The organism is Ruegeria sp. AD5 (assembly GCF_056542345.1).
In genome coordinates this window covers 511,761-535,479 of record NZ_JBQFZR010000002.1, presented here as the reverse complement: position 1 = coordinate 535,479, position 23,719 = coordinate 511,761, and the positions used below count along the sequence as shown (strand labels likewise).

Annotated in this window: 23 protein-coding genes and 1 tRNA gene; 17 read left to right on the top strand and 7 right to left on the bottom strand. The window is 54.5% G+C overall.

Features of this window, described 5'->3' with window-relative positions; translation table 11 throughout:
* The first annotated feature begins 90 nt into the window (after positions 1-90).
* Positions 91-2,382 (top strand): ATP-binding protein, encoded by a 2,292-nt coding sequence (locus ACR0JG_RS11230; RefSeq protein WP_480569767.1) that lies wholly within the window; start codon positions 91-93, stop codon positions 2,380-2,382.
* A 5-nt stretch (positions 2,383-2,387) separates the two neighbouring features.
* On the opposite strand, the gene ACR0JG_RS11225 is transcribed toward ACR0JG_RS11230, so the two are convergent.
* Positions 2,388-2,981 (bottom strand): gamma-glutamyl kinase, encoded by a 594-nt coding sequence (locus ACR0JG_RS11225; protein ID WP_480569764.1) that lies wholly within the window; start codon positions 2,979-2,981, stop codon positions 2,388-2,390.
* 190 nt (positions 2,982-3,171) lie between these two features.
* On the opposite strand from ACR0JG_RS11225, the gene recA reads away from it, so the two are divergent.
* From recA to ACR0JG_RS11205, 4 genes are all read left to right on the top strand, one after another.
* Positions 3,172-4,236 (top strand): recombinase RecA, encoded by a 1,065-nt coding sequence (recA, locus tag ACR0JG_RS11220; protein WP_170393025.1) that lies wholly within the window; start codon positions 3,172-3,174, stop codon positions 4,234-4,236.
* 181 nt (positions 4,237-4,417) lie between these two features.
* Positions 4,418-7,090, top strand: coding sequence for an alanine--tRNA ligase (gene alaS / locus ACR0JG_RS11215; RefSeq protein WP_480569761.1), 2,673 nt, complete (start codon positions 4,418-4,420; stop codon positions 7,088-7,090).
* A 1-nt stretch (position 7,091) separates the two neighbouring features.
* A complete protein-coding gene (locus ACR0JG_RS11210; protein WP_170421721.1) occupies positions 7,092-7,379 on the top strand; it encodes a DUF1330 domain-containing protein in 288 nt (95 codons plus the stop codon).
* A 360-nt stretch (positions 7,380-7,739) separates the two neighbouring features.
* Positions 7,740-8,360, top strand: coding sequence for a transglutaminase-like cysteine peptidase (locus ACR0JG_RS11205; RefSeq protein WP_480569757.1), 621 nt, complete (start codon positions 7,740-7,742; stop codon positions 8,358-8,360).
* A 102-nt stretch (positions 8,361-8,462) separates the two neighbouring features.
* On the opposite strand, the gene ACR0JG_RS11200 is transcribed toward ACR0JG_RS11205, so the two are convergent.
* The 3 genes from ACR0JG_RS11200 to ACR0JG_RS11190 all read right to left on the bottom strand — a co-directional run bounded on the left by ACR0JG_RS11200 (position 8,463) and on the right by ACR0JG_RS11190 (position 11,769).
* Positions 8,463-9,290, bottom strand: a complete 828-nt coding sequence (locus ACR0JG_RS11200) for a hypothetical protein (protein ID WP_480569754.1) — start codon at positions 9,288-9,290, stop codon at positions 8,463-8,465.
* Positions 9,291-9,563: 273 nt separating this feature from the next.
* Entirely contained in the window at positions 9,564-11,381 is a 1,818-nt protein-coding gene (gene typA, locus ACR0JG_RS11195; protein ID WP_170595576.1) for a translational GTPase TypA, read from the bottom strand.
* Between the two features lie 76 nt (positions 11,382-11,457).
* A complete protein-coding gene (locus tag ACR0JG_RS11190; RefSeq protein WP_480571085.1) occupies positions 11,458-11,769 on the bottom strand; it encodes an SMR family transporter in 312 nt (103 codons plus the stop codon).
* 210 nt (positions 11,770-11,979) lie between these two features.
* Here ACR0JG_RS11190 and ACR0JG_RS11185 point away from each other — a divergent pair, with 210 nt between their 5' ends.
* A complete protein-coding gene (locus tag ACR0JG_RS11185) occupies positions 11,980-12,111 on the top strand; it encodes a hypothetical protein (RefSeq protein ID WP_255612097.1) in 132 nt (43 codons plus the stop codon).
* A gap of 72 nt (positions 12,112-12,183) precedes the next feature.
* On the opposite strand, the gene ACR0JG_RS11180 is transcribed toward ACR0JG_RS11185, so the two are convergent.
* Together ACR0JG_RS11180 and ACR0JG_RS11175 are read right to left on the bottom strand one after the other, a co-directional pair.
* Entirely contained in the window at positions 12,184-12,429 is a 246-nt protein-coding gene (locus ACR0JG_RS11180; protein ID WP_170393030.1) for a hypothetical protein, read from the bottom strand.
* Complete coding sequence (locus ACR0JG_RS11175) at positions 12,429-13,082, bottom strand: alpha/beta hydrolase (protein WP_008758207.1); 654 nt, start codon at positions 13,080-13,082, stop codon at positions 12,429-12,431. The genes ACR0JG_RS11180 and ACR0JG_RS11175 overlap by 1 nt, the downstream gene beginning before the upstream one ends.
* Before the next feature lie 178 nt (positions 13,083-13,260).
* On the opposite strand from ACR0JG_RS11175, the gene iscR reads away from it, so the two are divergent.
* The 10 genes from iscR to ACR0JG_RS11125 all read left to right on the top strand — a co-directional run bounded on the left by iscR (position 13,261) and on the right by ACR0JG_RS11125 (position 21,062).
* Positions 13,261-13,719, top strand: a complete 459-nt coding sequence (gene iscR / locus ACR0JG_RS11170; RefSeq protein WP_170393031.1) for a Fe-S cluster assembly transcriptional regulator IscR — start codon at positions 13,261-13,263, stop codon at positions 13,717-13,719.
* Positions 13,720-13,773: 54 nt separating this feature from the next.
* Entirely contained in the window at positions 13,774-14,817 is a 1,044-nt protein-coding gene (locus tag ACR0JG_RS11165; protein ID WP_480569750.1) for a cysteine desulfurase family protein, read from the top strand.
* 18 nt (positions 14,818-14,835) lie between these two features.
* On the top strand, positions 14,836-16,356 hold the full coding sequence (gene sufB, locus ACR0JG_RS11160; RefSeq protein ID WP_170393033.1) for a Fe-S cluster assembly protein SufB: 1,521 nt from the start codon (positions 14,836-14,838) through the stop codon (positions 16,354-16,356).
* Positions 16,356-16,559, top strand: coding sequence for a hypothetical protein (locus tag ACR0JG_RS11155; RefSeq protein ID WP_170405842.1), 204 nt, complete (start codon positions 16,356-16,358; stop codon positions 16,557-16,559). The genes sufB and ACR0JG_RS11155 overlap by 1 nt, the downstream gene beginning before the upstream one ends.
* Positions 16,560-16,610: 51 nt before the next feature.
* A complete protein-coding gene (gene sufC / locus ACR0JG_RS11150) occupies positions 16,611-17,366 on the top strand; it encodes a Fe-S cluster assembly ATPase SufC (protein ID WP_170393035.1) in 756 nt (251 codons plus the stop codon).
* Positions 17,366-18,646 carry a Fe-S cluster assembly protein SufD gene (gene sufD / locus ACR0JG_RS11145; RefSeq protein ID WP_480569747.1) on the top strand — a complete coding sequence of 427 codons (1,281 nt, stop codon included), beginning with the start codon at positions 17,366-17,368 and terminating at the stop codon, positions 18,644-18,646. Before sufC ends, sufD begins: the two co-directional genes overlap by 1 nt.
* Complete coding sequence (locus ACR0JG_RS11140; RefSeq protein WP_170393037.1) at positions 18,646-19,131, top strand: YIP1 family protein; 486 nt, start codon at positions 18,646-18,648, stop codon at positions 19,129-19,131. The genes sufD and ACR0JG_RS11140 overlap by 1 nt, the downstream gene beginning before the upstream one ends.
* Positions 19,128-19,694, top strand: coding sequence for a Yip1 family protein (locus ACR0JG_RS11135; RefSeq protein ID WP_170421699.1), 567 nt, complete (start codon positions 19,128-19,130; stop codon positions 19,692-19,694). The genes ACR0JG_RS11140 and ACR0JG_RS11135 overlap by 4 nt, the downstream gene beginning before the upstream one ends.
* Positions 19,695-19,707: 13 nt before the next feature.
* Positions 19,708-20,928, top strand: coding sequence for a cysteine desulfurase (locus tag ACR0JG_RS11130; RefSeq protein WP_480569743.1), 1,221 nt, complete (start codon positions 19,708-19,710; stop codon positions 20,926-20,928).
* 57 nt (positions 20,929-20,985) lie between these two features.
* Positions 20,986-21,062, top strand: a tRNA-Arg gene (locus ACR0JG_RS11125).
* A gap of 128 nt (positions 21,063-21,190) precedes the next feature.
* On the opposite strand, the gene mepK is transcribed toward ACR0JG_RS11125, so the two are convergent.
* A complete protein-coding gene (gene mepK / locus ACR0JG_RS11120) occupies positions 21,191-21,760 on the bottom strand; it encodes a peptidoglycan L,D-endopeptidase MepK (protein WP_480569740.1) in 570 nt (189 codons plus the stop codon).
* Positions 21,761-22,105: 345 nt separating this feature from the next.
* On the opposite strand from mepK, the gene ACR0JG_RS11115 reads away from it, so the two are divergent.
* On the top strand, positions 22,106-23,707 hold the full coding sequence (locus tag ACR0JG_RS11115) for a L,D-transpeptidase family protein (RefSeq protein ID WP_480569737.1): 1,602 nt from the start codon (positions 22,106-22,108) through the stop codon (positions 23,705-23,707).
* The last annotated feature ends 12 nt before the right edge of the window (positions 23,708-23,719 follow it).

Here is a 23,719-nt window from a genome sequence, read left to right as displayed (position 1 = left end):
ACCTTAAGAAGTTTATGTCACTGATCATTAAGCAGCAATTAACCATTGCAGGCAGATATTGATCAGAAATTGTAATAATCCGGGCTGTTTATGTCTATTCAATCTGAATTTACCCCCTCTCGATCAAGTGGATGGGGCATTGATCGTGGGCGCTATGCCTCACTGGCATTGATCGCCATTTTATTGAGCGTACTTTCCTTCTTTGACGTCTTGCCGCCACGGTTAAGTGCCGGGGTCGCAGCCGTTGGCTTGTCCTTCCTGGTAGTAGTGGTCTTTGCCTTGGCGCGCGCTTGGATATTGAATCAGATCGAAGCGCAAACATACGCTGCGATGACGGGTTTTCTAGAGCAAGAAACCGATGCCTGTGTCATTTCGGATGCGACGGGCGAGGTGCTAGTTGCAAACGCTCAGGCCAATGCGCGTCTTATTCGGAACGCGGGTACGCGACTAGATGAGTCTCTGCGTACCGTATTTGCAAACCCGTCGGCGGTGCTGTTGCGTTTGCAGTCTCATGCCCTGAAACGGGGCTTTTGGGAAGAAGATGTTGTCACGCGCGGACAAACAATACCCGTGTCTGTTTCAAAGCTGGGTGAAAATCGGTTTTGCTGGCGTTTTAGAATAGATGCACCCCAGATCTGGCGCAGCGTGCAGCGGCCGGTTCTGACGGTCGGACGAAATGACGTGGTGCTGGATGCCAATGATGCGGCAATCGAACTTTTTGGTCAGATTCCCACATGCCTCAAGCCGATGGTTCAAGCTGGCGGTGCAGTTGATGGTAGCATCATACAGATTAAAACCGGGGAAACCGAAGCACCATTCACTGTCACAACGCTAAGGCACAGCGGTATTGTGCGTGAGTTGCTTTTAACGCCGCTGCAGCACGCCGAAGGACCGCAGCACACGACATCATTTGCAGATTTGCCAGTTGCGATCATGTGCATGTCTCCCGATGGAGATGTTAGCGAAGCAAACCACCTCGCGGTTGAATTGGTCGGTGAGATCCAACCGGGGTGGACGAATATCGAAAGCATGATGCAGGGGCTCGGCTATCCGATCAGGGACTGGCTGGCGAGTGCTGCCGAACAAGGCGCAGCACCGCGGTCTGAATTCCTGCGTTTGGTGCGCAAGGACAAAGAGGTATTTGTGCAAGTTACGCTGTCACGGATTCTCAGGGATGGTCAGGTCTGTCTTATTGCGGTTCTGAACGATGCCACCGAACTGAAAACGATGGAGGCGCAGTTTGTTCAAGGCCAGAAGATGCAAGCCGTTGGGCAATTGGCTGGCGGGGTCGCACATGATTTCAATAACTTGCTGACGGCGATTTCGGGGCATTGTGATCTGTTGCTGTTGCGCCATGACCAAGATGACCCGAATTACGGCGATCTTATACAGATCAATCAGAACGCCAACCGTGCTGCAGCGTTGGTCAGCCAGCTTCTGGCCTTTTCGCGCAAACAAACGCTCCGGCCCGAGGTGCTGGATCTGCGAGATACGATTTCAGACCTTATCCATTTGCTAAACCGTCTTGTGGGCGAGAAGATCCGCCTGACGCTCAGTCATGATCCGGTGCTCAAATCCGTCTGCGCGGACAAGCGCCAGTTAGAGCAGGTCTTGATGAACCTGGTCGTCAATGCGCGTGATGCGATGCCCGAGGGTGGGGAGATTCGGATCGAGACCGAAGTAGTGACATTGGATCAATCGATCACGCGCGATCGGGCTACGGTACAGCCGGGAGAATATGTTACGGTCAAAGTCATCGATAGCGGCATCGGGATTCCTGCAGACAAACTGCAAAAAGTGTTTGAGCCATTTTATACGACCAAACGCACAGGCGAGGGGACGGGGCTGGGGTTATCGACTGTTTACGGGATCGTAAAACAGACTGGTGGTTTCATATTTGTCGACAGTGTGCAGGACCGGGGAACGGAATTCACCGTGCTCTTGCCTGTGAGTTCCCGGGTCCAAGAATCGGAGCCTGAGGCCCCCGATACCTCAGAGGTGCAAAGTTCCCGATTGGGTGAAGGCGTGGTTTTGTTGGTCGAAGACGAAGCCCCGGTGCGCGCCTTCGCGACGCGGGCGCTTCGCTTGAAGGGCTACACTGTGCTTGAAGCTGAATCAGCCGAAGATGCGCTGCAATTGTTGGACGACCCCAATTTGCTGGTGGATGTTTTTGTTACCGATGTCGTCATGCCCGGAATGGACGGCCCGACCTGGGTGCGCGAGGCCATGAAAACACGGCCTGACGTGCGGGTGGTCTTCATGTCAGGCTATACTGAAGGGGCGTTCGGCGAATCTGGTCCTCAGATCGAAAATTCCACCTTCCTGCCCAAGCCGTTTTCGTTGACCCAGCTGACCGAAGCGGTGTTTCAGCAAATGAATTGAAAACGCTATTCGGCAGCACGATACAATGCGTATTCTGCGGCGTTCAATGATTGGAACCGGAGTTCAGTTTGTTTTGAGAAGTCCATCGGGCAAGCAGGCGAGACGTTCTCTCGTGGTAGATCGATTTTACATTCCAGCCGATTCTGAAGGAAATCCAGTATCTTTTGCTGGCTGTCATATTTGAAGATATGCGCAACACCTTTACCGTTACTGCGGGGTTGCAAAAAATCGGTTTGGCATCCCACATTTGCGTAGGCCGGGCGGGGGTTTTGCATATAGGCGTCAAGGAATTCCTCGAAGCTTAAACCTTTTGTGGAATGCGGATGACCTGCCAATTCGGCGCGCGTTCGATATCGATACCAACTTCCCAACCAATCGACAGGTTCGCGCACTATGGCCATGACGTCCATTTCTGCATCAAACATCTTGCGAAACATGGTCTGGAAGAAACGATCATAGCGGCGCATGTTCGCATGTTTCAGGTCTGTTGGTCCGGACACGACGATATCGGCCCGATCGCGTAAAGCTGATTGATACGCGGTGGAGCCGGTCTTTGGAACAGACAGAAGCGCAAGCCGCTTTTCATAGAAAACAAGCATTTATCTTTTCTCTTCAATGCCTTTCATGTCTCAGATTGTCGTAAACGACTCTTTAACACAATTGCTGAAGAGTAGTTTTCATAAGTTTTAGTTGAAATGTTCTCTTTTTGGTCCCATAAGGAACAAGAGGCGAACAAAGCAGCGATTGCCGCCCGATCAAGGGTGTGACAAAAGAGAAGGCGACAGGACAATGGCGGATCTTCTGACGATGAGCGACAAGAAAAACGCAGACAAGCAAAAGGCGCTCGACAGCGCATTGGCCCAGATCGAACGGCAGTTCGGCAAAGGCTCGATCATGAAGTTGGGCGAAGATTCCAAGCAGGATATCGATGCGAGCTCGACCGGGTCGCTGGGCTTGGATATCGCGCTGGGGATCGGCGGCCTGCCGATGGGGCGGATCGTCGAGATTTATGGCCCGGAAAGCTCGGGTAAGACCACGCTGACGCTGCACTGCATCGCTGAACAGCAAAAACGCGGCGGAGTCTGCGCGTTCGTCGACGCAGAACATGCGCTGGACCCTCAATATGCGCGCAAGCTGGGTGTGGATCTGGATGAATTGCTGATCTCTCAGCCCGACACTGGCGAGCAGGCACTTGAGATCACCGACACCTTGGTGCGGTCGGGAGCCGTGAACATGGTCGTGGTCGACTCGGTTGCGGCGCTGACGCCGAAATCCGAGTTGGAAGGCGACATGGGTGACAGCAGCGTCGGTGTTCAGGCCCGGCTGATGAGCCAGGCGATGCGCAAGCTGACCGGCTCGATCAATCGCTCGAACTGCATGGTGATCTTCATCAACCAGATCAGGATGAAGATCGGTGTGATGTTTGGCAGCCCGGAAACCACTACCGGTGGTAATGCGTTGAAATTCTACAGCTCGGTCCGTCTGGATATTCGCCGTATCGGTGCGATCAAGGATCGGGACGAAGTTGTGGGCAACCAGACCCGCGTCAAGGTCGTCAAGAACAAGGTGGCACCGCCGTTCAAGCAGGTGGAATTCGACATCATGTATGGCGAAGGCATCAGCAAAATGGGTGAGCTGCTGGATCTGGGCGTCAAGGCCGGTGTGGTCGAAAAGTCGGGTTCGTGGTTCAGCTACGGTGATGAGCGGATCGGGCAGGGGCGTGAGAATGCCAAGCAATATCTGCGTGACAATTCCCGTGCGGCGCTCGAGATCGAAGACAAAATACGTGCCGCGCATGGGTTAGACTTTGAAATGCCACCCGAAGCGGAAGAGGATGACATCCTCGAAGCTTAAAGCGTACCTGAGGGGGAACCGAAGAAATCCCTCGGCACCCCGGTGGTGCTGAAACTATCTGGAACAGGGTGGCCCCTCGGGGCCGCCTTGTTTCGTTTCGGATGGGCCAATGCTGTGGACACTCTCGGGGGGTGGGGCTAAACCTTTGCTGACCATAACGACTGCGCGCTGAGAGAGCCTTATGCCAACGCTGAACGACATTCGATCTACCTTCCTGAACTACTTTGCCAAGCAGGGGCACGAAGTGGTTGCGTCCAGCCCGCTGGTTCCGCGCAATGATCCGACACTGATGTTCGTCAACTCGGGTATGGTTCAGTTCAAGAATCTGTTTACTGGCGTCGAAACCCGCGACTACAGCCGTGCTACCACTGCACAGAAATGCGTGCGTGCAGGCGGCAAACACAACGATCTGGACAATGTGGGCTATACCGCTCGCCACCATACGTTCTTTGAAATGCTGGGGAATTTCTCATTCGGGGATTACTTTAAGCATGAGGCGATACCGTTCGCTTGGGAACTGATCACCAAAGAATTTGGTATCGATAAGAACCGTCTGTTGGCCACTGTCTATCACACCGATGATGAGGCATTTGAAATCTGGAAAAAGGTTGGTGTCCCAGAAGACCGGATCATCCGCATCGCTACCAATGACAATTTCTGGCAAATGGGCCCTACAGGCCCCTGTGGCCCGTGCACGGAGATTTTCTATGACCACGGTGATCATATCTGGGGTGGGCCTCCGGGTTCGGCTGAGGAAGATGGCGATAGGTTCATCGAAATCTGGAACATCGTTTTCATGCAGAACGAGCAGTTCGAAGACGGCTCGATGGTCGAACTCGACATGCAGTCGATCGACACCGGCATGGGATTGGAACGCATTGGTGCGTTGCTGCAAGGCAGCCACGACAATTATGACACCGATCTGTTCAAAACGCTGATCGAAGCCTCCGCGGATGCGACCGGTGTTGATCCTTATGGGGATCAAAACGTGCATCATCGCGTGATTGCGGACCACTTGCGTTCAACTTCGTTCCTGATCGCGGATGGTGTGATGCCGTCAAATGATGGGCGAGGGTATGTTCTGCGCCGTATCATGCGCCGCGCGATGCGCCATGCGCATCTGTTGGGGGCCAAAGATCCGGTGATGCACCGCCTGGTACCCACGCTGGTGCAATTGATGGGTGCGCAATATTCAGAGCTTGGTCAGGCGCAGCCACTGATCGAAGAGACACTGCTGCTTGAGGAAACTCGGTTCAAGCAAACTTTGGATCGCGGTCTGAAGCTGTTGGATGAGGAAGTTTCGGGCCTACCTGAAGGCGATCCACTACCCGGAGACGCGGCATTCAAACTGTATGATACCTATGGTTTCCCGCTCGATCTGACGCAGGATGCGCTGCGCGAGAAAGGTCGAACCGTCGACACCGATGGATTTGACGTGGCGATGGCCGAACAAAAAGCCAAGGCACGCGCGGCGTGGGCCGGGTCTGGCGAATCTGCCGATCAGGTGGTTTGGTTCGATGTGCTGGATGCGGCCGGTGCGACCGATTTCCTTGGCTACGATACTGAAAAGGCCGAAGGGCAGGTCGCTGCGTTGGTGGTCGATGGTGCATTGGTCGACAAGATCGAGAAGGGTGGTACCGGCTGGGTCGTAGTCAACCAGACACCGTTCTATGGCGAGGCCGGTGGCCAGGTCGGCGACACCGGTGAAATTCGCAGGCTGGATGAGCGCGACGATATCGCCCGTGTTGAAGACACCAGAAAGTTTGCTGATGGCAAAGTCTATGCTCACAAGGTCACGATTGATCATGGGGCGATCTCAAAAGGTGACGCAGTTGAGCTGGAAGTCGATCACGCGCGCCGCACGGCCATTCGTGCCAACCACTCCGCGACGCACCTTCTGCATGAAGCCCTGCGTGAGACATTGGGTGATCACGTGGCGCAGCGCGGGTCGCTCAACGCATCAGATCGTTTGCGGTTCGATTTCAGCCATTCCAAGGCTCTGACACTGGAAGAAGTGCAGAAAGTTGAGCGAGAGGTGAACGCATTCATCCGCCAAAACTCAACCGTGGAAACCAGGATTATGACACCGGATGACGCCCGTGAACTGGGTGCTCAAGCTCTGTTCGGTGAGAAATACGGGGATGAGGTGCGCGTGGTTTCGATGGGCAAAGCACCCACCGGCAAAGGCCAGGATGGCGAAACATGGTCGATTGAACTGTGTGGCGGCACCCATGTGCGCCAGACCGGTGATATCGGAACCTTCGTCGTGCTGGGCGACAGTGCCAGCAGCGCTGGCGTGCGGCGGATCGAGGCTTTGACCGGTGATGACGCATTTAAGTATCTGTCGAAACAGGATCATCGCCTTTCAGCAATTGCGCTTGAGTTGAAAGCCCAGCCGGATGACGTTGTTGCGCGTGTTAAGACTCTGTTGGACGAGCGTAAATCGCTGCAGAACGAAGTTGCGCAGTTGCGCCGTGATCTGGCGATGGCCGGAGGTGCGGGGCAGGGCAGTGGCGCTGAAGCGCGCGATGTAAACGGTGTGGCGTTCTTTGCGCAGTCGCTCTCGGGTGTTTCCGGAAAGGACCTGCCTGCATTGATTGATGAGCACAAAAGCCGTTTGGGTACGGGTGCAGTATTATTGATTGCTGATACCGGCGGCAAAGCGGCTGTTGCTGCGGGCGTCACGTCTGACCTGACAGACACGGTATCTGCGGTGGATCTGGTCCGCGCGGCGGTGACCGAACTTGGCGGCAAGGGCGGTGGTGGACGGCCTGACATGGCACAGGGTGGGGGCAAGGATGCCTCAAATGCAGAGGCTGCAATCAAGGCGGCTGAACAGGTTTTGGGAGGATAAGATGCCAGCACTTTGGATCGCACACGTTACTGTGACAGATGCCGATGCTTATGGAAAATACGCCGAGCTTGCAGGGCCGGCAATTGCGGCGCATGGGGGTGAATTCATCGCCCGCGCGGCACGTTACGTGCAGTTAGAGGGCAAAGAGCGACCACGCAATGTGGTCGCCCGCTTCCCAACCCTCGAGGCTGCGGTAGAGTGCTACAATTCTCCTGCATATCAGCAGGCATTGGATCATGCCCGTGGCGCCAGCGAGCGAGAGCTGGTGGTCGTTGAAATTACCGACTGAGAATCAGGCTAAATCTACCTTCGCATGAAATTTGCAAATTCTGCCCGGCCCAGAGCCGTGCGACCTGCCATGCATTTTAGCGTGGGCGGCTCTTCACGATCGCTCTGAATTTATACACATTATTACAACGGGTTGTGCGTACTTCCTGTTGGTTTTGAACATATTTCTCTGTCCGATTGTGGCACTTCGCGCCACTTTCTTGCGCGGAAATGGTCACGAAAAGTGACGAATTTCCGCCGTTTTTTCCGCTCAATCTCGGATTTGATTGCGTGACAACCACGGTTTGCGGATATGGTCCGGTATACAGATGGGTTCTGATCCACGCAGTTTGCAGGGATTAATAGGACTCGAGGGACAGGCATGAATTTCTTTGGTACGACCATAGACGCCCACTTAAAGAGCGCTGCCAAGCTTGGCGGGCTGTTTGGTTTGGCTATCCTGATTAACGGATCGCTGTTGTTTGGGACTGAAGCATCGGCGAAAGATGCCGCGTTTATCCCAAGTATCGCTGCCTCGCCACCACCCTCTGGTGCGCGTCAGCTTTGCGGTAAATATTCCTGGGCATGTGCGCAAAAAGGTATTGGTTCCTTATCCACCAGCCAAGAATTGAAACTTGTCAAAGAGATCAACCGCCGCGTTAATCGATCCACGCGAGAGGTCACAGATCAGTCGCAATACAAAACCAGTGAACTTTGGGCGCTTCCAACGTCGCGCGGTGGAGACTGCGAGGATTTTGCGCTTCTAAAGAAAAGAGACTTGATCCAGGCTGGTTTCGACCCTCGTAAGCTACTGCTCGCGACAGTGTTGGATACGCGCAGAAACTCTCATGCTGTTTTGGTCTATCGGTCAAGCGACGGCGATCTGGTTCTGGATAATTTGACCAATCAGATCAAGCCTTGGAAGGCGACGCGCTATCTGTTCCTGAGGATGCAAGATCCTAAGCAGCCCGCCAGATGGTTGGGAGTTTATGGGAAAAGCTGAATTCGTTGATTTCAACTAGAATGGGCGGGTGCATTAGCACTCCGCCCATTTTCTATTTTCGTCTGCTGCACCTATAGCGTGCCCGAGACCGGATCGAATAAGTTAATTTCCCCGATCGTCTTCCTTCAAACGTTCAGTTCGACGTTCCCGGGATTTGGCTTGGTCTAAAGCCCGTTTGGCTTCGGCTTTCGACAGTTTTGCCAAACGCTTTTGCGACTGTTGGGCTTTTTCCCGATAATGCTCGGCCAATTCGCGCTGTTCTTGCGCAAGTGCCCTATACCTGTCAGCGCTTTCTCTGAGCCTCTTTGCAATTTTGCGGGCTTCCTCGGCCTTTTTATCATAGCCGAGCCTCTTTTTCTCTTTGGCTGCGTCTCTGTAACGTTTGGCCTTTTCTTTGAGCTCCTTCGCTTTGGCCGCTTTTACTTTGGCCTCTTCTCTATGCTTTTTTGCCTTCTTGCGATTATTTTTCGCTTTCTTCTTTTCTTTTTTATTCTTTGCCTCTTCGTCATCCTTTGGGTTTTCTTTATCCTTGGGATTCCTCTCAGGCTGCGGATTGTCCTCGCCGGTAGGCTCATCAGCAGTAGTGCTATTTGGGTCACCCGCAAAATTTTTGTCTTCATTTGCAGGGCCGTCACCGGTGCGCTGCGGATTTGCACCGATGCTTGCCGTTGGAAGGTCAGTCAAAACAGCTGCAAATCGCGGGCAATCAAGAATAGTACGCTCCAGGATCGACTCGAAATCCGCGCGCCGTTGGATATAGCGAAGCATGCCCGAGGTAACCACATCGCACGCACAAAGCGTGTTCGACGATACAGATTGTTTGGCCGTTCTCACGGTACATGTGCCAGCTGCCTGAGCGGAATTTACGAAGATGAAGGGTAAGATTGCGGAAGCAAAAGCAATCGATAACAGTTTGGATTTGATGCGCATCGCACGCTCCTTAAGCACTCATTAACCAAATTGCCGTATACTCAAACGGCGTCACACTTTGAACACAAAGTCCTCTTTCTATCGCCTATTTTCAAGCAAACTTTCTGTTGGATTTCTGTGATCCAGCTCACTCAAACACGATTAATCCATAAAAAACAAAAAGAAGACCTGCTGTTGCACCAGGTCTTCTTTTTCTGTGTTGTTTCTAGCCTGACGCAAAAATGTCACGAATGTGGCAATGTTTCCAAAACGTGAACAAGTTCACAGCATTGATCAGGCTGATTTTGACATCCGTTTACGCTCATGCGGATCCAGATAACGTTTGCGAAGCCGGATCGCATTGGGCGTAACCTCGACCAGTTCATCGTCGTCGATATAGGCGATTGCCTCTTCAAGCGAGAACTGAATATGAGGGGTCAGCCTCACTGCGTCGTCCGAGCCGCTGGCACGCACGTTGGTTAGCTTTTTACCTTTCAGCGGATTCACTTCCAGATCATTGTCTCGCGAATGCTCTCCGATCACCATGCCCTGATAGACATCAGTTTGCGGGCCAACAAACATGCGGCCACGCTCTTCCAAATTCCACAGCGCATAGGCGACCGCCTGACCGTTTTCCATCGAGATCAGAACACCCGCACGTCGACCAGGAATCTGCCCTTTATGAGCCGCCCAGCCGTGGAAGACCCGGTTCAAGACGCCAGTTCCGCGTGTATCGGTCAGGAACTCTCCGTGATAGCCGATCAGGCCACGAGACGGCACGTGGGCGATGATCCGGGTTTTGCCTGCCCCTGCAGGGCGCATTTCAGCCAGTTCACCTTTGCGTGCACCCGTGATTTTCTCGATCACCGCGCCAGAATATTCATCATCCACATCGATCGTGACTTCTTCGATAGGTTCAAGGCGCTGGCCGTCCTCCTCGCGGAACAAAACCTGTGGGCGCGAGATGCTGAGCTCGAATCCTTCGCGACGCATGTTTTCGATCAGAACACCCATCTGCAATTCGCCGCGACCAGCAACCTCGAAGGCTTCGCCGCCGGGCGTGTCGCTGATGCGGATGGCTACGTTCGATTCGGCTTCTTTCATCAGGCGATCACGAATGACCCGAGACTGAACTTTTTTGCCGTCACGACCGGCCAGCGGGGAATCGTTTATGCCGAAGGTCACTGTGATGGTTGGCGGATCGATAGGCTGGGCGGGTAGGGCCTCTTCGACTTGCGGGGATACAAGGGAATCTGCCACGGTGGCTTTGCTCATACCCGCAATCGTGACAATGTCGCCTGCTTCAGCGACGTCGATGGGTTGTTGAGCTAATCCACGGAATGCTAGGATTTTCGACGCGCGGAAGCTTTCAATTTGGGTGCCGTCTCGGCTGAGTGCTTTGAGGCTGTCACCCGCTTTCAGAGTTCCACTTTCCACGCGACCGGTCAAAATACGACCGATGAATGGATCGCTGCCCAAAGTGGTGGCGAGCATCCTGAACGGTTCGTCCTTTTTCTCGATCTGCTTGGGGGCGGGGACGTGATCAACGATCAGATCGAACAGGGCGGTCAAGTCCTTGCGCGGACCGTCAAGCTCCATATCGGCCCAGCCGGACCGGCCCGAAGCATACATGGCCGGGAAATCCAGCTGATCGTCATCGGCGCCCAAGTTGGCGAAAAGGTCGAAACATTCGTCCAGCGCGCGATCAGGCTCGGCATCGGGTTTGTCGACCTTGTTCAGCACGACAATCGGGCGCAGGCCCAAAGCCAGCGCCTTTGAGGTCACGAATTTGGTTTGCGGCATCGGGCCTTCGGCGGCGTCGACCAGCAGTACAACGCCGTCGACCATGCTGAGAATACGTTCGACTTCCCCACCGAAATCAGCGTGGCCGGGGGTGTCGACGATGTTAATGCGGGTATCCTTCCACTCAACGCTGGTGGCTTTGGCTAGGATGGTAATGCCGCGTTCGCGTTCCAGGTCGTTGCTGTCCATGGCGCGTTCTGCCACGGCCTGGTTTTCCCGGAACGCGCCGGATTGTTTGAGCAGCTCATCCACCAGGGTCGTCTTGCCGTGGTCCACGTGAGCGATGATTGCGATATTGCGCAGGTCCATGAGAGGTCAGCCTTTGAACGGGAAGTTGCCGCGCGCATAACGCGGCGCGACAGAATATACCAGCCCTAACCGGCGGTCAGTGGCCCGCTGTGGCTGAAAACAGGTGGATGATCAGAATGCCACTCAAAATCATGCCCAAACCCAAGACTGCGGGCCAATCGAGTTTTTGGCCAAAAACCAGAAATCCAATCAGTGCGATCAGGGCAATACCAAGGCCCGACCAGATTGCATAGACAATGCCCACAGGCATGACCTTTAACGTGAGGGCCATAAGATAAAAGGCCGACCCATAGCCAACCATGACAAGAGCCGACGGCCAAAATCGCGTAAACTGATGGCTAGCCTGCAACGCAGTCGTGCCGATGGTTTCCGCGATAACAGCCAACATTAGGATTGGGTAGGTCTTTGGCACGAGCGATGCCTCTCTGAATTATCGCGAAAGGTTGAGCATACTTGCGATCATTTGGGCAAGGGGATTCAGATGCAGATGATCAAAACCCTAACTTTACCAAAGGTCAGGTAAACCCGACTATTCGGGCTTTTGCATTTGTGCTAAACACTCGATTGTTTTTAGTGTGTTTTTAATGAGTTTGATAAGATGACGACTTTTGCAAAATCGGTCATTATCGCTTCGGTTTTGATTGTGGCGTTGGGGTGGCTTGCAGACGGGGGGTCCGTCGACATTGATGCAGCCCAGAATGTTGAGCGGTTCACAGGTTTTCCGGTTTAGGCGCCCACTGAGCGATATCTTTGAAAAGGAGCTTTCGGGCTCCTTTTCTTTTCTTCAGACGCTAAGCAATCTTTACTGCTTTTCGATCGCTTTCAGCTTGGATCGATGTTCAGACAGTCTTTTCACCACGAATTGCCGCGCCTTGCGTTCCGCCAGCCTAACCCGGATTTCGGTCAAGAACGCTTCTTCCAGAGATTGCGAGGCTGCACCGAGAACGTCTCCAACCTCCACAAAGAATCGATCCTCGCCTGTCTCGTCCATAACCTTCATCGTGTCCTCGGCCAATCTGGCGGCGAGGGTAGTGATGGTATCGGACATCAGCGCGTATTCTCTGTCAGGCGGCGTTTCACGTAATCCGTCACATCTGTCATCAGCGTGTCCATGTGGCGGTCTTGGAAGAAGTGATCGGCACCTTCCACCTCATTATGGGTAATGGTGATACCCTTTTGTTCATGCAGCTTTCCGACCAGAGACGCAGTGTCTGCAGGTGGTGCCACACGGTCCGCCAATCCGTTGATGATCAAGCCAGAAGACGGGCAGGGTGCCAGGAACGAAAAGTCGTACATGTTTGCGGGCGGCGATACACTGATGAAGCCAGTGATCTCGGGGCGGCGCATCAGAAGCTGCATTCCGATCCATGCACCGAACGAGAACCCAGCGACCCAGCAATGCTTGGAGTTGTTGTTCATCGACTGAAGGTAATCCAACGCTGATGCTGCATCGCTCAGCTCACCTACACCCTGGTCATACTCACCCTGGCTGCGACCAACGCCGCGAAAGTTAAAACGCAGAACCGTGAAGCCCATGTTGTAAAAGGCGTAATGCAGGTTATAGACCACCTTGTTGTTCATGGTCCCGCCAAATTGTGGATGCGGGTGAAGCACGATAGCGATCGGTGCGTCTTTTTCCTTTTGCGGGTGGTAGCGGCCTTCCAGGCGGCCTTCGGGTCCGGGAAAAATCACCTCGGGCATGTGTGCTTTGGTCCTGTTTTTTGACGCGTCGGCCCCGAGATTATCTTGACGGTAATCCTCAGGTACCTTAGAACGGTTCTAATTACATTGTGTCGCGTGAAAACGCTGTCAGTGGGAGATACGCACTGGCTCGGGCGACGTCAATGTTTTCGCGCAGTTCTTGCCTGAAGGAAACAAAATGAAGCTGTCGACCAAAGGCCGCTATGCGATGGTTGCGCTGGCGGATATCGCCCTTCAGTCCTCGGACAAACTCGTCACGTTGGGCGAGATTTCCGAACGTCAGGATATTTCACTGCCGTATTTGGAGCAGCTTTTCGTGAAACTGCGCCGAGCTGATCTGGTCAGTTCAGTACGCGGACCGGGTGGGGGCTATCGCCTGGCGCGACCAGCCTCGGAAATCCGTGTGGTCGAGATACTGGCCGCGGTTGATGAGACGGTGGATGCGATGCACAAGGGGGCAGGTGCCTCGGGCGCGTCTTCGGGCAGCCGGGCGCAGTCACTGACCAATCGGTTGTGGGAAAGCCTGAGCGCGAATGTTTACGTTTTCCTGCATCAAACGCGGCTGTCGGATGTAATTCGGAATGATCTTGCACCGTGTCCTGCTGTTCCTAGCTTGTTCGCAGTCGTGGACGATTGATCTGATGACGTTTTTCTGTGCTCCGTCAAAACCCATCTTGGAAAAGATACATCTATGAAACGGGTTTATCTCGACCATAACGCAACCGCCGCTCTGAGGCCCGAGGCCCGCGATGCAATGATCGCGGCGATGGATTTGGTGGGCAATCCGTCCTCGGTCCATGCCGAAGGGCGCGCCGCAAAAGCGGTGGTCGAGAAAGCGCGGGCTCAAATCGCAACAGCGTTTGGGGCCGATGGTGCCGACATCGTGTTTACATCCGGCGCGACTGAGGCAGCGGCTTTGGCCATGGCGGGGCGCGATCTTCAAGGTGCAGCGATTGAACATGACGCGGTAAGATCGTGGATTAATGAGGTTTTGCCTGCGGCCCAGAGTGGGCACGTTAACGTGCTGGAGGCGTCCCGATCCACGCTGCAACTGGCCAATTCGGAAACCGGGATTGTTCAGTCTTTGCCTGCCGGTCTTGCGGTCACTGACGCGACTCAGGCTTTTGGTAAGTTGCCGATAGCCTTCAACTGGCTGGGGGCTGAGATGGCGCTGATTTCAGCCCACAAACTTGGCGGGCCAAAAGGGATCGGGGCGTTGGTGATGAAACGCGGCACCAATCTTGCTGCGCAAATCAAGGGCGGCGGGCAGGAGATGGGGCGTCGCTCGGGCACAGAAAATGTCACTGGAATTGCGGGGTTCGGAGCAGCAGCTGAAGCCGCGTCCCGTGATTTAGCAAATGGCGTTTGGGAAAACGTTGCAGAACTTAGAAATATTCTAGAAAACGCTCTTGAGGCTGGTACGAAAGCTACTATTTTTGTCGGGAAAGACCAAAGGCGACTCCCCAACACTCTGTGCTTCGCCGCACCGGGATGGAAGGGCGAGACACAGGTCATGCAGATGGATTTGTCAGGCTTCGCGATCAGTGCGGGCTCGGCCTGTTCCAGCGGCAAGGTTCGCGCAAGCGCCGTACTGACGGCCATGGGATTTGATGAGATGACGGCATCCAGCGCAATCCGCGTATCGCTGGGGCCAGAGACGGCAGAAGAAGATGTGCTGCGTTTCGCGGAAACGTGGCTTGAAAAAGAGAAAAAGCATCGCGCGCGGGCCGCGTGATCTGACGGAGGGTGAATTATGGCCGCTTTGGACCAGACCCAGGTGAAAGAGGGTGTCGATCAGGAAACCGTAGACGCGGTTCGCGAGGTCAGCACTTATAAATACGGCTGGGAAACTGATATCGAGATGGAGTATGCGCCAAAAGGCGTGAATCCCGATATTGTACGTCTGATTTCGGACAAAAATGATGAGCCTGAGTGGATGACCGAATGGCGTCTGGCCGCGTTCGAGCGCTGGACCCAGATGGAAGAGCCTAAATGGGCGATGGTGCACTACCCGCCGATCGACTTTCAGGACCAGTATTATTATGCCCGTCCGAAATCGATGGAAGATAAACCCAAATCTCTGGATGAGGTCGATCCAAAGCTTCTGGCGACTTACGAAAAGCTAGGTATCCCTCTGAAAGAACAGATGATCCTGGCAGGTGTCGAGGGCGCTGAGAATGCACCGGCAGAAGGCCGTAAGGTTGCTGTTGATGCAGTATTTGACTCGGTTTCGGTCGGGACGACTTTTCAGGAAGAGTTGAAGAAAGCCGGCGTTATCTTCTGCTCGATTTCCGAGGCGATCAAAGAGCATCCGGAACTGGTCAAGAAATACTTAGGGACGGTCGTACCGGTCTCGGACAATTTCTATGCCACGCTGAACTCAGCTGTATTCTCGGACGGCTCGTTTGTTTATGTCCCTCCGGGCGTGCGCTGCCCGATGGAACTGAGCACATATTTCCGCATCAATGCAGAAAATACCGGCCAGTTTGAGCGCACGCTGATCATCGCCGACAAGGGCTCTTACGTCTCGTATTTGGAAGGCTGCACGGCGCCTCAGCGCGACACTGCACAGCTTCACGCGGCGGTTGTCGAGATTATCGTCGAAGAAGATGCCGAGGTGAAATACTCGACCGTTCAGAACTGGTTCCCCGGGGATGAGAATGGCAAAGGCGGTATCTACAACTTTGTGACCAAGCGCGCCGATTGTCGGGGTGATCGGTCCAAGGTGATGTGGACGCAGGTCGAAACCGGCTCGGCTGTGACCTGGAAATACCCGTCCTGCATCCTGCGTGGCGACGATAGCCAGGGTGAGTTTTACTCGATCGCAATCACCAACAACATGCAGCAAGCCGACACCGGCACCAAGATGGTGCATCTGGGCAAGAACACCAAGTCGCGGATCGTATCGAAAGGGATCAGCGCCGGTAAGGCGCAGAATACCTATCGTGGTCTGGTGTCGATGCATCCCAAGGCCAAGGATAGCCGAAACTACACCCAGTGCGACAGCCTGCTGATCGGCGACAAATGCGGGGCGCATACGGTTCCGTATATCGAGGTGAAGAACAACTCATCTCGGGTCGAGCACGAGGCGACGACATCAAAAGTGGATGACGATCAGCTGTTCTATTGCCGTCAGCGTGGCATGGACGAGGAAGAAGCCGTGGCCTTGGTCGTCAACGGGTTCTGCAAGGACGTTCTGCAGGCGCTGCCGATGGAATTTGCGATGGAAGCGCAACAGCTTGTGGCAATCAGCCTTGAGGGATCAGTCGGCTGATGACACCAAAACCCCAACAGCGAATCCGAAAGGACGATGTCCTGACCGTGCTTGGCTATGCGTTGCCGGTGCTCGGCGGCCTGTTGGGGGTTGCTTACGTCAATACCAAGTACATGGACTTCATAAACCCGGTTTGGGCAGTGGGCGCAGGCGCGTTGCTTGGATGGATCATCGCCCGCGTGATCCGCAAGGTGCTGGGATAAGAACTTATCGGGGCCGCAATGCGCCCCTTGCGAGATGCTAAAGGACAGAAAATGCTGGAAATCAATAACCTGCACGTCAAACTTGAGGAAGAAGACAAGCAAATTCTGAAAGGGGTCGACCTGACGGTTGAGCCTGGCAAAGTGCACGCGATCATGGGGCCGAATGGCTCGGGCAAATCAACGCTCAGCTACGTGTTGTCTGGTCGTGATGGCTATGAGGTGACCGAGGGCGGCGCGACGCTTGATGGCGAGGATCTGCTTGAGATGGAACCGGAAGAACGTGCAGCCGCAGGTGTGTTTCTGGCGTTCCAGTACCCGGTCGAGATTCCCGGTGTGGGCAACATGACCTTCCTGCGCACCGCCGTGAATGCGCAGCGCAAAGCACGTGGCGAGGAAGAGCTGTCGGCGACGGATTTTTTGAAAGAGGTTCGTGCCAAGGCCAAGGCGCTGAAAATCGACGCTGAAATGTTGAAACGTCCGGTCAATGTTGGCTTTTCGGGTGGTGAGAAAAAGCGCAACGAAATCCTGCAAATGGCGATGCTTGAGCCGAAGATGTGCATCCTGGATGAGACAGACTCGGGCCTTGACGTGGACGCGATGAAACTGGTGGCCGAGGGCGTGAACGCGTTGCGTGATGAGGGGCGCGGGTTCCTTGTTATCACGCACTATCAGCGGCTTCTCGATCACATCAAACCTGACGTGGTTCACATCATGGCGGATGGTCGCATCGTGAAATCCGGCGGCCCTGAACTGGCGCTGGAAGTTGAAAACAACGGCTATGCCGACATTCTGGCCGAGGTGAACTGATGGCATTGCCCCAAGCGAAACAAACGGCGACCGAGGAACGGCTGGCAGCGCTGACCATGCCGGATGCGGGATGCACACGCAAAGCGCGCGAAGCCGCAATTGCACGTGTACGCGCGATGGGTTTGCCCAGTCGTCGAGATGAATACTGGAAATATACCCGTCCAGACACTCTGGTCTCTGCGGAAGCTCCCAGTGCTGCTTTGTTCAAAACGGATGAACCGGCTCTTTTCCACGCGCTCGACCGGCTGAAGATCGTTTTCATTGATGGCGTATTCAGCCCGGAAGAGTCTGATGATCTGTCTCTGGAGGGTGTAACGATCGATCGGCTGGAAGATATCTGTTGCAAAGATATCCATTGGGCCAAAGAGTTATACGGCGTTCTTGAAGCAAAAGGCCAACAACCGGTGCCGCGTCCATTGGCGGCGTTGAACACGGCCTACGCATCAGACGGCGTTGCCATTCATGTAACCGGCAAGTCAAGCAAACCGATTAACCTGATTTATCGCCATGAATCTGAAACGTCGGATGCAATCCTGCATCATGTCGTTCGGGTTGAAAGCGGTGCCGAAGTCACGATCCTTGAAAACGGACCCGCAGCTTCGCGCTTCAACAAATGCATGGAGATCGATATCGCCGACAATGGTACACTGCATCACATCCGTGCGCAGGGCCGGGATCATCAACGTCGTGCGGCAACTCATATGTTCTCGCGGCTTGGTAAAGAATCCGTCTATAAATCCTTCACGCTGACCGTGAACGGAGTTTTGACGCGAAACGAGCAAGTCGTCGAACTGACGGGTGATGATGCGGTCGCGCACGTGGCGGGTGCGTGTGTTGGAGACGGTGATTTTCTCCATGATGACACGGTCTTTGTCACCCATGATGCGGTGAATTGCGAGAGCCGCCAAGTGTTCAAGAAGGTGCTTCGCAACGGTGCGACGGGTGTTTTTCAGGGCAAGATCTTGGTGAAGGAAGGTGCTCAGAAAACCGACGGTTACCAGATCAGCCAGTCGCTGCTTCTGGACGATGACAGTCAGTTCCTCGCAAAGCCCGAGCTCGAGATTTACGCCGATGACGTTGCGTGTTCGCATGGTTCGACCTCGGGCGCCATTGATGAAACGGCTTTGTTCTACCTGCGCTCGCGTGGAGTACCAACTGCGGAAGCAACCGACATGTTGACACTGGCCTTCCTGGCTGAAGCCGTCGATGAAATCGAGGACGAGGATCTGGCAGCTGATATCGTGTCCCGATTGCAAGATTGGCTGGCACGCCGACGCTGATGCCTGTCACAACTGATATCGTGGCCACGTATCGCGGACCGGGGCGTGTGGTGCGTCGGCTGCTTGATATGGGGCCGCGCGAAGATCGCGCATTGGCGTTTGTGATGGCGTTCTGTGTAATAGGCTTTATCGCACAATTGCCCGGCCTTGCACGGAGAGCTCATCTGGAAGGAATAGAGCTGAACATGCTGATGGGCGGGGCCCTGTTGGGCTCGGTCTTTATTCTGCCATTGTGCTTTTATCTTCTTGCTTGGCTCACCCATTTCATCGCGCGAATGATGGGGGGCGTTGGCACCAGCTATGGTGCGCGGCTAGCCTTGTTCTGGGCGCTTCTCGCGTCAGCGCCTTTGGTGTTGCTGAATGGGCTGGTGTCCGGTTTCATCGGCCCCGGGTCAGCGCAAACACTTGTGGGGCTGTTATGGGTTGCGGTTTTTCTCTGGTTCTGGTTGTCGGGCCTCAAGCAATCGCAAAAGGCTGCTAAATGAATTCCACCGCACTGCTCAACCTGGTCGTTCTGACCCTGTCCAATCCAGCCGAAGCCGCAAGACGATTGCTCGCGTTGCGGCTGGGTACGGATGTACTGTGGCTCGCCTTCTCTCTCGCGGTGATCCTGAACGCTCTGGTCCAGTCTGCGTCCAGCTTCGTCCTGCCGCTTATCAGTCCGGATGTTCAGCAATTGGCTGAGCCACTATCGAGGACGCTTTTTGTTTCTGTTGCGGCAATCATGATCAGCGTCGTGACGTTCCTGTTAGTGGGCCGCGTCCTAGGTGGAACGGGAACGTTCAATGACTTCATGACGCTGATTGTCTGGTTGCAAATCCTGCAAATTGCGGGGCAAGCAATCATTCTAGCGCTGGTTGCGGCGCTGCCGTTTCTATTCTTACCGGCCAGTCTGGCGATGCTGGGTCTTAGCCTTTATATCACTCTGCATTTTCTCAACGAGGCGCATCGATTTAATTCGTTGGGAAAGTCGTTTGTTGTGATCCTGATCTCTGGTCTTGTGGCCGTCCCGTTTGTTCTTTGGCTGATCCCCGCCGGGTCTGTATAGGGAAGTCCTGTCTATGTATGACGTACAAAAAATCCGCGCAGATTTTCCGATCCTGTCGCGTCATGTCAATGGAAAGCCGCTGACTTATCTAGACAACGGGGCCTCCGCGCAGAAACCCCAGGTAGTGATCGACGCGATCACGCAGGCCTATGCGCTCGAATATTCGAACGTGCATCGAGGGCTTCACTATCTGTCAAATCTCGCGACCGAGAAATATGAGGCCGTCCGTGGCACGGTTGCGCGGTTTCTGGGCGTATCAAACGAGAATGAGATTGTCCTGAATTCGGGTACGACCGAGGGAATCAATTTGGTCGCCTACGGTTGGGCAATGCCACGCCTGCAGGCGGGGGACGAGATTGTCCTCAGCGTGATGGAACATCACGCCAACATCGTACCGTGGCACTTCCTGCGCGAACGGCAGGGCGTGGTGCTGAAATGGGTCGATGTCGATGCGACCGGCCATCTTGACCCTCAGGCGGTAATCGATGCCATTGGCCCCAAGACAAAGCTGGTTGCGGTGACCCAGTGCTCGAACGTGCTGGGCACTGTGGTTGATGTCAAAGCAATCACGCAAGGCGCCCACGCCAAAGGCGTTCCGGTTCTGGTGGATGGCAGCCAGGGCGCGGTTCATATGCCCGTCAATGTCGATGACATCGGATGTGACTTCTATGCCATCACGGGTCATAAACTGTACGGCCCGTCCGGTTCTGGCGCAATTTTTATCAAATCGGACCGCATGGCTGAAATGCGCCCCTTTATAGGTGGCGGTGACATGATCAAAGAGGTTTCAAAGGATCAGGTGATCTACAACGATCCTCCAATGAAGTTCGAGGCCGGAACCCCCGGCATCGTGCAGACCATCGGGTTGGGTGTGGCGCTTGACTATATGATGGACCTTGGCATGGAGAGCATCGCATCGCATGAGGCCGGATTGCGCGACTATGCGATGCAACGGTTGAATGGATTGAACTGGCTGCAGGTTCAAGGCACCACAGCGAACAAAGCCGCGATATTCAGCTTTACTTTGGATGGGGCAGGGCATGCCCATGATGTTTCAACCATTCTGGACAAAAAGGGTGTCGCCGTGCGCGCAGGCCACCACTGCGCCGGGCCGCTGATGGATCATTTGGGGGTCACTGCTACCTGTCGTGCCAGCTTTGGGCTTTATAACACGACGGATGAGGTCGACACCCTGATCGATGCGTTGGAGCTTGCCCACGATCTGTTTGCCTGATCGTACTGCGGATTTGCAGTTGCGCCCGGATTGGAACGAGGGTAGCTAACGGCCAAGGCACCTGTAGCTCAGCTGGATAGAGCGCTGCCCTCCGAAGGCAGAGGCCAGAGGTTCGAATCCTCTCAGGTGCGCCATTTCACCCTTGCTAGTCGTCATATTACGCAGAACTGACGGTGCACGAACCTGTTTTTCCAGGCAAAACAAAACCCCCGCCAGAACTATCTGATGGGGGTTGTGCAACAGCGAAAGATGAAATGCTCGATTAGCCGCGCCACGAGCGGATGACACCGCAATCCATGTGAACGAAATTCGAACGATAGTACTGTCCAACGCCACCGGCACGACAGGCCATCGCTGCCTTGCCCACTTGCGAGACCGAGCGTGATGACAGTCGCAGATCAGCAGCCTGACCCTTCATATGAAGCGAATTCTTGGCAACACCCCGCGAGCGGCGGCGCAGCATTGCGTTGGTTTGCGGCGAGCGGTAACCGGACAACAGCATGTAGGGTTCGCTGACATCCAGAAGATTGTGGGTGGCCGCCATGATGTCGATGGTCCTCAGGTCCACTGACTTGACTTGATCGCTGCGCCAGTCGCGCATGAAGTGATTGACCTCTTTCACCGCGTCTTTGATGTATTTGCCATCAACCCAATAGACCATATCGATACGTTCACCGGTACGGCCGGAATACATGCGGATACGGCGAATATCACCTCCGCCGCGAAGGAAACCTGCTGCGTTGGAATATGTGGGGGCTGCAACAACTGCTGTTGCGGCGAATGCGCCCAATAGGGCACGCCGGGTCAGGCCCGAGGTACTGCTCTTGGTCATTTTTTGTTTCGTCCCGTACTGTTCCTGCCTGCACACGATGTTACGCGCGCCGTATTAATTTTTTCCCATCCCAGATGCGGGATTTATGGCACAGTAGGATTCAACAGCCAAGAAATCTTTGGTCGCAGTCAAATCAAGGGGGAAATTTCGGCAGTTTTTTGCGCAACTGATGCAAGTATGCTTGCTTTTGGCGCAGTTCGCGCGTCGGCGATGCAAACGCGCACCAGGGGTCAAAGAAGCGGTCTGGTGATGAATTTGTGAATAGACATCAGGCGCTCAGCAAAACATTATTTTCAGACGCCGCTTATAGGGCGTGACAAGTCATTAAAGAAACAGGGCCATCCTATGTCATTTGTTACCCGTGCTCGTTCAAGTGTTTTTATCGCCGCTTTCCTTGTGGCTTCGGCCTCAGTCGCGCAGGCGGGGACGGACGGCACAGCGTTTCAAATGGCCGTTGCGGAAAGTGTGTCCAACAGCCCGGCAATTGCTGAGTTTTATCGCACAAACGGGTTTGATCCGGTTTGGGTTGGCGATACGCCCGAACATGCTGCACGACGCAAAGCCCTGATCGAAGCGCTTTCGACGACCGATCTGCATGGATTGCCTGGGGCACGTTACGACGTCCAGACTTTGGTGACAAAGATGCAGGACGGGCGCAACACCCGTGATCTGGGCATGCTCGAGGCCGAGCTGACTCGGGTTTTTGTCAAATATGCCAGTGACTTGCATTCCGGTTCTGTAACGCCTTCGCAAATTGATCCCGGCCTGGTGCGGGCGGTGGAACGACGCAGCGCCGCAGCGCATCTTGAACTGCTCGTTTCCAGCCAGGGTGATACCTATTTCAGGGATATGATGCCTCAATCGCGCCAGTATCTTGCGCTGTTGAAACAGAAGAAGGCGCTGGAAGCGCTGATGACACAAGGTGGCTGGGGCGAGACCGTTCCTGTCTCCAAGCTTGAGGTTGGGGACACAGGGAACAGTGTCATCAGGCTGCGCAATCGACTTGTCGCGATGGGTTATCTGAAGCCTACTGCCAGCCCAAACTATGATGATGCGCTGTTTGCGGCGGTGCAATCCTTTCAGGCTGCTCATGGTCTTGAGGCGGATGGCGTAGCTGGCAAAGGCACTATTTCCGAGATCAATCGCCCAGTTTCAGACCGCTTGAAAGCTGTTTACGTTGCGCTTGAACGGGAGCGCTGGTTACCCAAAGACCGTGGTGAGCGGCATATTCTAGTGAATCTGGCCGATTTTTCTGCCAAGATCGTCGATGACGGGCAGGTCACGTTTGAGACTCGTGCCGTGATCGGCAAAAACACACATGATCGCCGTAGCCCAGAGTTCTCGGATGAGATGGAGCATATGGTGATCAACCCAAGTTGGTATGTGCCACGCTCGATCATCACGAAGGAATATCTGCCGCAATTACGGGCCAATCCAAATGCTGTCGGCCATATCCAGATCACCGATCGCCGTGGCCGTCAGGTGAATCGTGGAGCGGTTGACTTTACCCAATTCACTGCGCGTAATTTCCCGTTTTCCATGCGTCAGCCCCCCAGCAAAAGCAACGCACTGGGGCTAGTGAAGTTCATGTTCCCTAATAAGTACAACATCTATCTGCATGATACGCCTCAGAAATCTCTGTTCGCACGCGAGGTTCGGGCATTCTCGCATGGATGCATCCGTTTGGCGCAACCGTTCGAGTTTGCCTATAAGCTGCTGGCCAAGCAGGAAGAGGATCCAAAGGCGTTTTTCCACCGCGTTCTGAACACGGGCAAAGAAGCGAAGGTTGAATTGGATAAAAAAATTCCGGTGCATCTGATTTATCGCACGGCCTATATTGGCCCCAAAGGCGAGGTGCAGTATCGCCGCGACGTGTATGACCGGGATCGCAAAATCTGGGAAGCGCTGCAAAAGGCAGGGGTGGTCCTGCCGGACGTTCAAGGGTAATCACGAGGCAAA

Excerpts from the sequence above, each read along its gene's own strand:
- ACR0JG_RS11230 (WP_480569767.1), top strand. The coding sequence starts at position 91 with ATGTCTATTCAATCTGAATTTACCCCCTCTCGATCAAGTGGATGGGGC.
- ACR0JG_RS11225 (WP_480569764.1), bottom strand. The coding sequence starts at position 2,981 with ATGCTTGTTTTCTATGAAAAGCGGCTTGCGCTTCTGTCTGTTCCAAAG.
- recA (WP_170393025.1), top strand. The coding sequence starts at position 3,172 with ATGGCGGATCTTCTGACGATGAGCGACAAGAAAAACGCAGACAAGCAA.
- alaS (WP_480569761.1), top strand. The coding sequence starts at position 4,418 with ATGCCAACGCTGAACGACATTCGATCTACCTTCCTGAACTACTTTGCC.
- ACR0JG_RS11210 (WP_170421721.1), top strand. The coding sequence starts at position 7,092 with ATGCCAGCACTTTGGATCGCACACGTTACTGTGACAGATGCCGATGCT.
- ACR0JG_RS11205 (WP_480569757.1), top strand. The coding sequence starts at position 7,740 with ATGAATTTCTTTGGTACGACCATAGACGCCCACTTAAAGAGCGCTGCC.
- ACR0JG_RS11200 (WP_480569754.1), bottom strand. The coding sequence starts at position 9,290 with ATGCGCATCAAATCCAAACTGTTATCGATTGCTTTTGCTTCCGCAATC.
- typA (WP_170595576.1), bottom strand. The coding sequence starts at position 11,381 with ATGGACCTGCGCAATATCGCAATCATCGCTCACGTGGACCACGGCAAG.
- ACR0JG_RS11190 (WP_480571085.1), bottom strand. The coding sequence starts at position 11,769 with ATGTTGGCTGTTATCGCGGAAACCATCGGCACGACTGCGTTGCAGGCT.
- ACR0JG_RS11185 (WP_255612097.1), top strand. The coding sequence starts at position 11,980 with ATGACGACTTTTGCAAAATCGGTCATTATCGCTTCGGTTTTGATTGTG.
- ACR0JG_RS11180 (WP_170393030.1), bottom strand. The coding sequence starts at position 12,429 with ATGTCCGATACCATCACTACCCTCGCCGCCAGATTGGCCGAGGACACG.
- ACR0JG_RS11175 (WP_008758207.1), bottom strand. The coding sequence starts at position 13,082 with ATGCCCGAGGTGATTTTTCCCGGACCCGAAGGCCGCCTGGAAGGCCGC.
- iscR (WP_170393031.1), top strand. The coding sequence starts at position 13,261 with ATGAAGCTGTCGACCAAAGGCCGCTATGCGATGGTTGCGCTGGCGGAT.
- ACR0JG_RS11165 (WP_480569750.1), top strand. The coding sequence starts at position 13,774 with ATGAAACGGGTTTATCTCGACCATAACGCAACCGCCGCTCTGAGGCCC.
- sufB (WP_170393033.1), top strand. The coding sequence starts at position 14,836 with ATGGCCGCTTTGGACCAGACCCAGGTGAAAGAGGGTGTCGATCAGGAA.
- ACR0JG_RS11155 (WP_170405842.1), top strand. The coding sequence starts at position 16,356 with ATGACACCAAAACCCCAACAGCGAATCCGAAAGGACGATGTCCTGACC.
- sufC (WP_170393035.1), top strand. The coding sequence starts at position 16,611 with ATGCTGGAAATCAATAACCTGCACGTCAAACTTGAGGAAGAAGACAAG.
- sufD (WP_480569747.1), top strand. The coding sequence starts at position 17,366 with ATGGCATTGCCCCAAGCGAAACAAACGGCGACCGAGGAACGGCTGGCA.
- ACR0JG_RS11140 (WP_170393037.1), top strand. The coding sequence starts at position 18,646 with ATGCCTGTCACAACTGATATCGTGGCCACGTATCGCGGACCGGGGCGT.
- ACR0JG_RS11135 (WP_170421699.1), top strand. The coding sequence starts at position 19,128 with ATGAATTCCACCGCACTGCTCAACCTGGTCGTTCTGACCCTGTCCAAT.
- ACR0JG_RS11130 (WP_480569743.1), top strand. The coding sequence starts at position 19,708 with ATGTATGACGTACAAAAAATCCGCGCAGATTTTCCGATCCTGTCGCGT.
- mepK (WP_480569740.1), bottom strand. The coding sequence starts at position 21,760 with ATGACCAAGAGCAGTACCTCGGGCCTGACCCGGCGTGCCCTATTGGGC.
- ACR0JG_RS11115 (WP_480569737.1), top strand. The coding sequence starts at position 22,106 with ATGTCATTTGTTACCCGTGCTCGTTCAAGTGTTTTTATCGCCGCTTTC.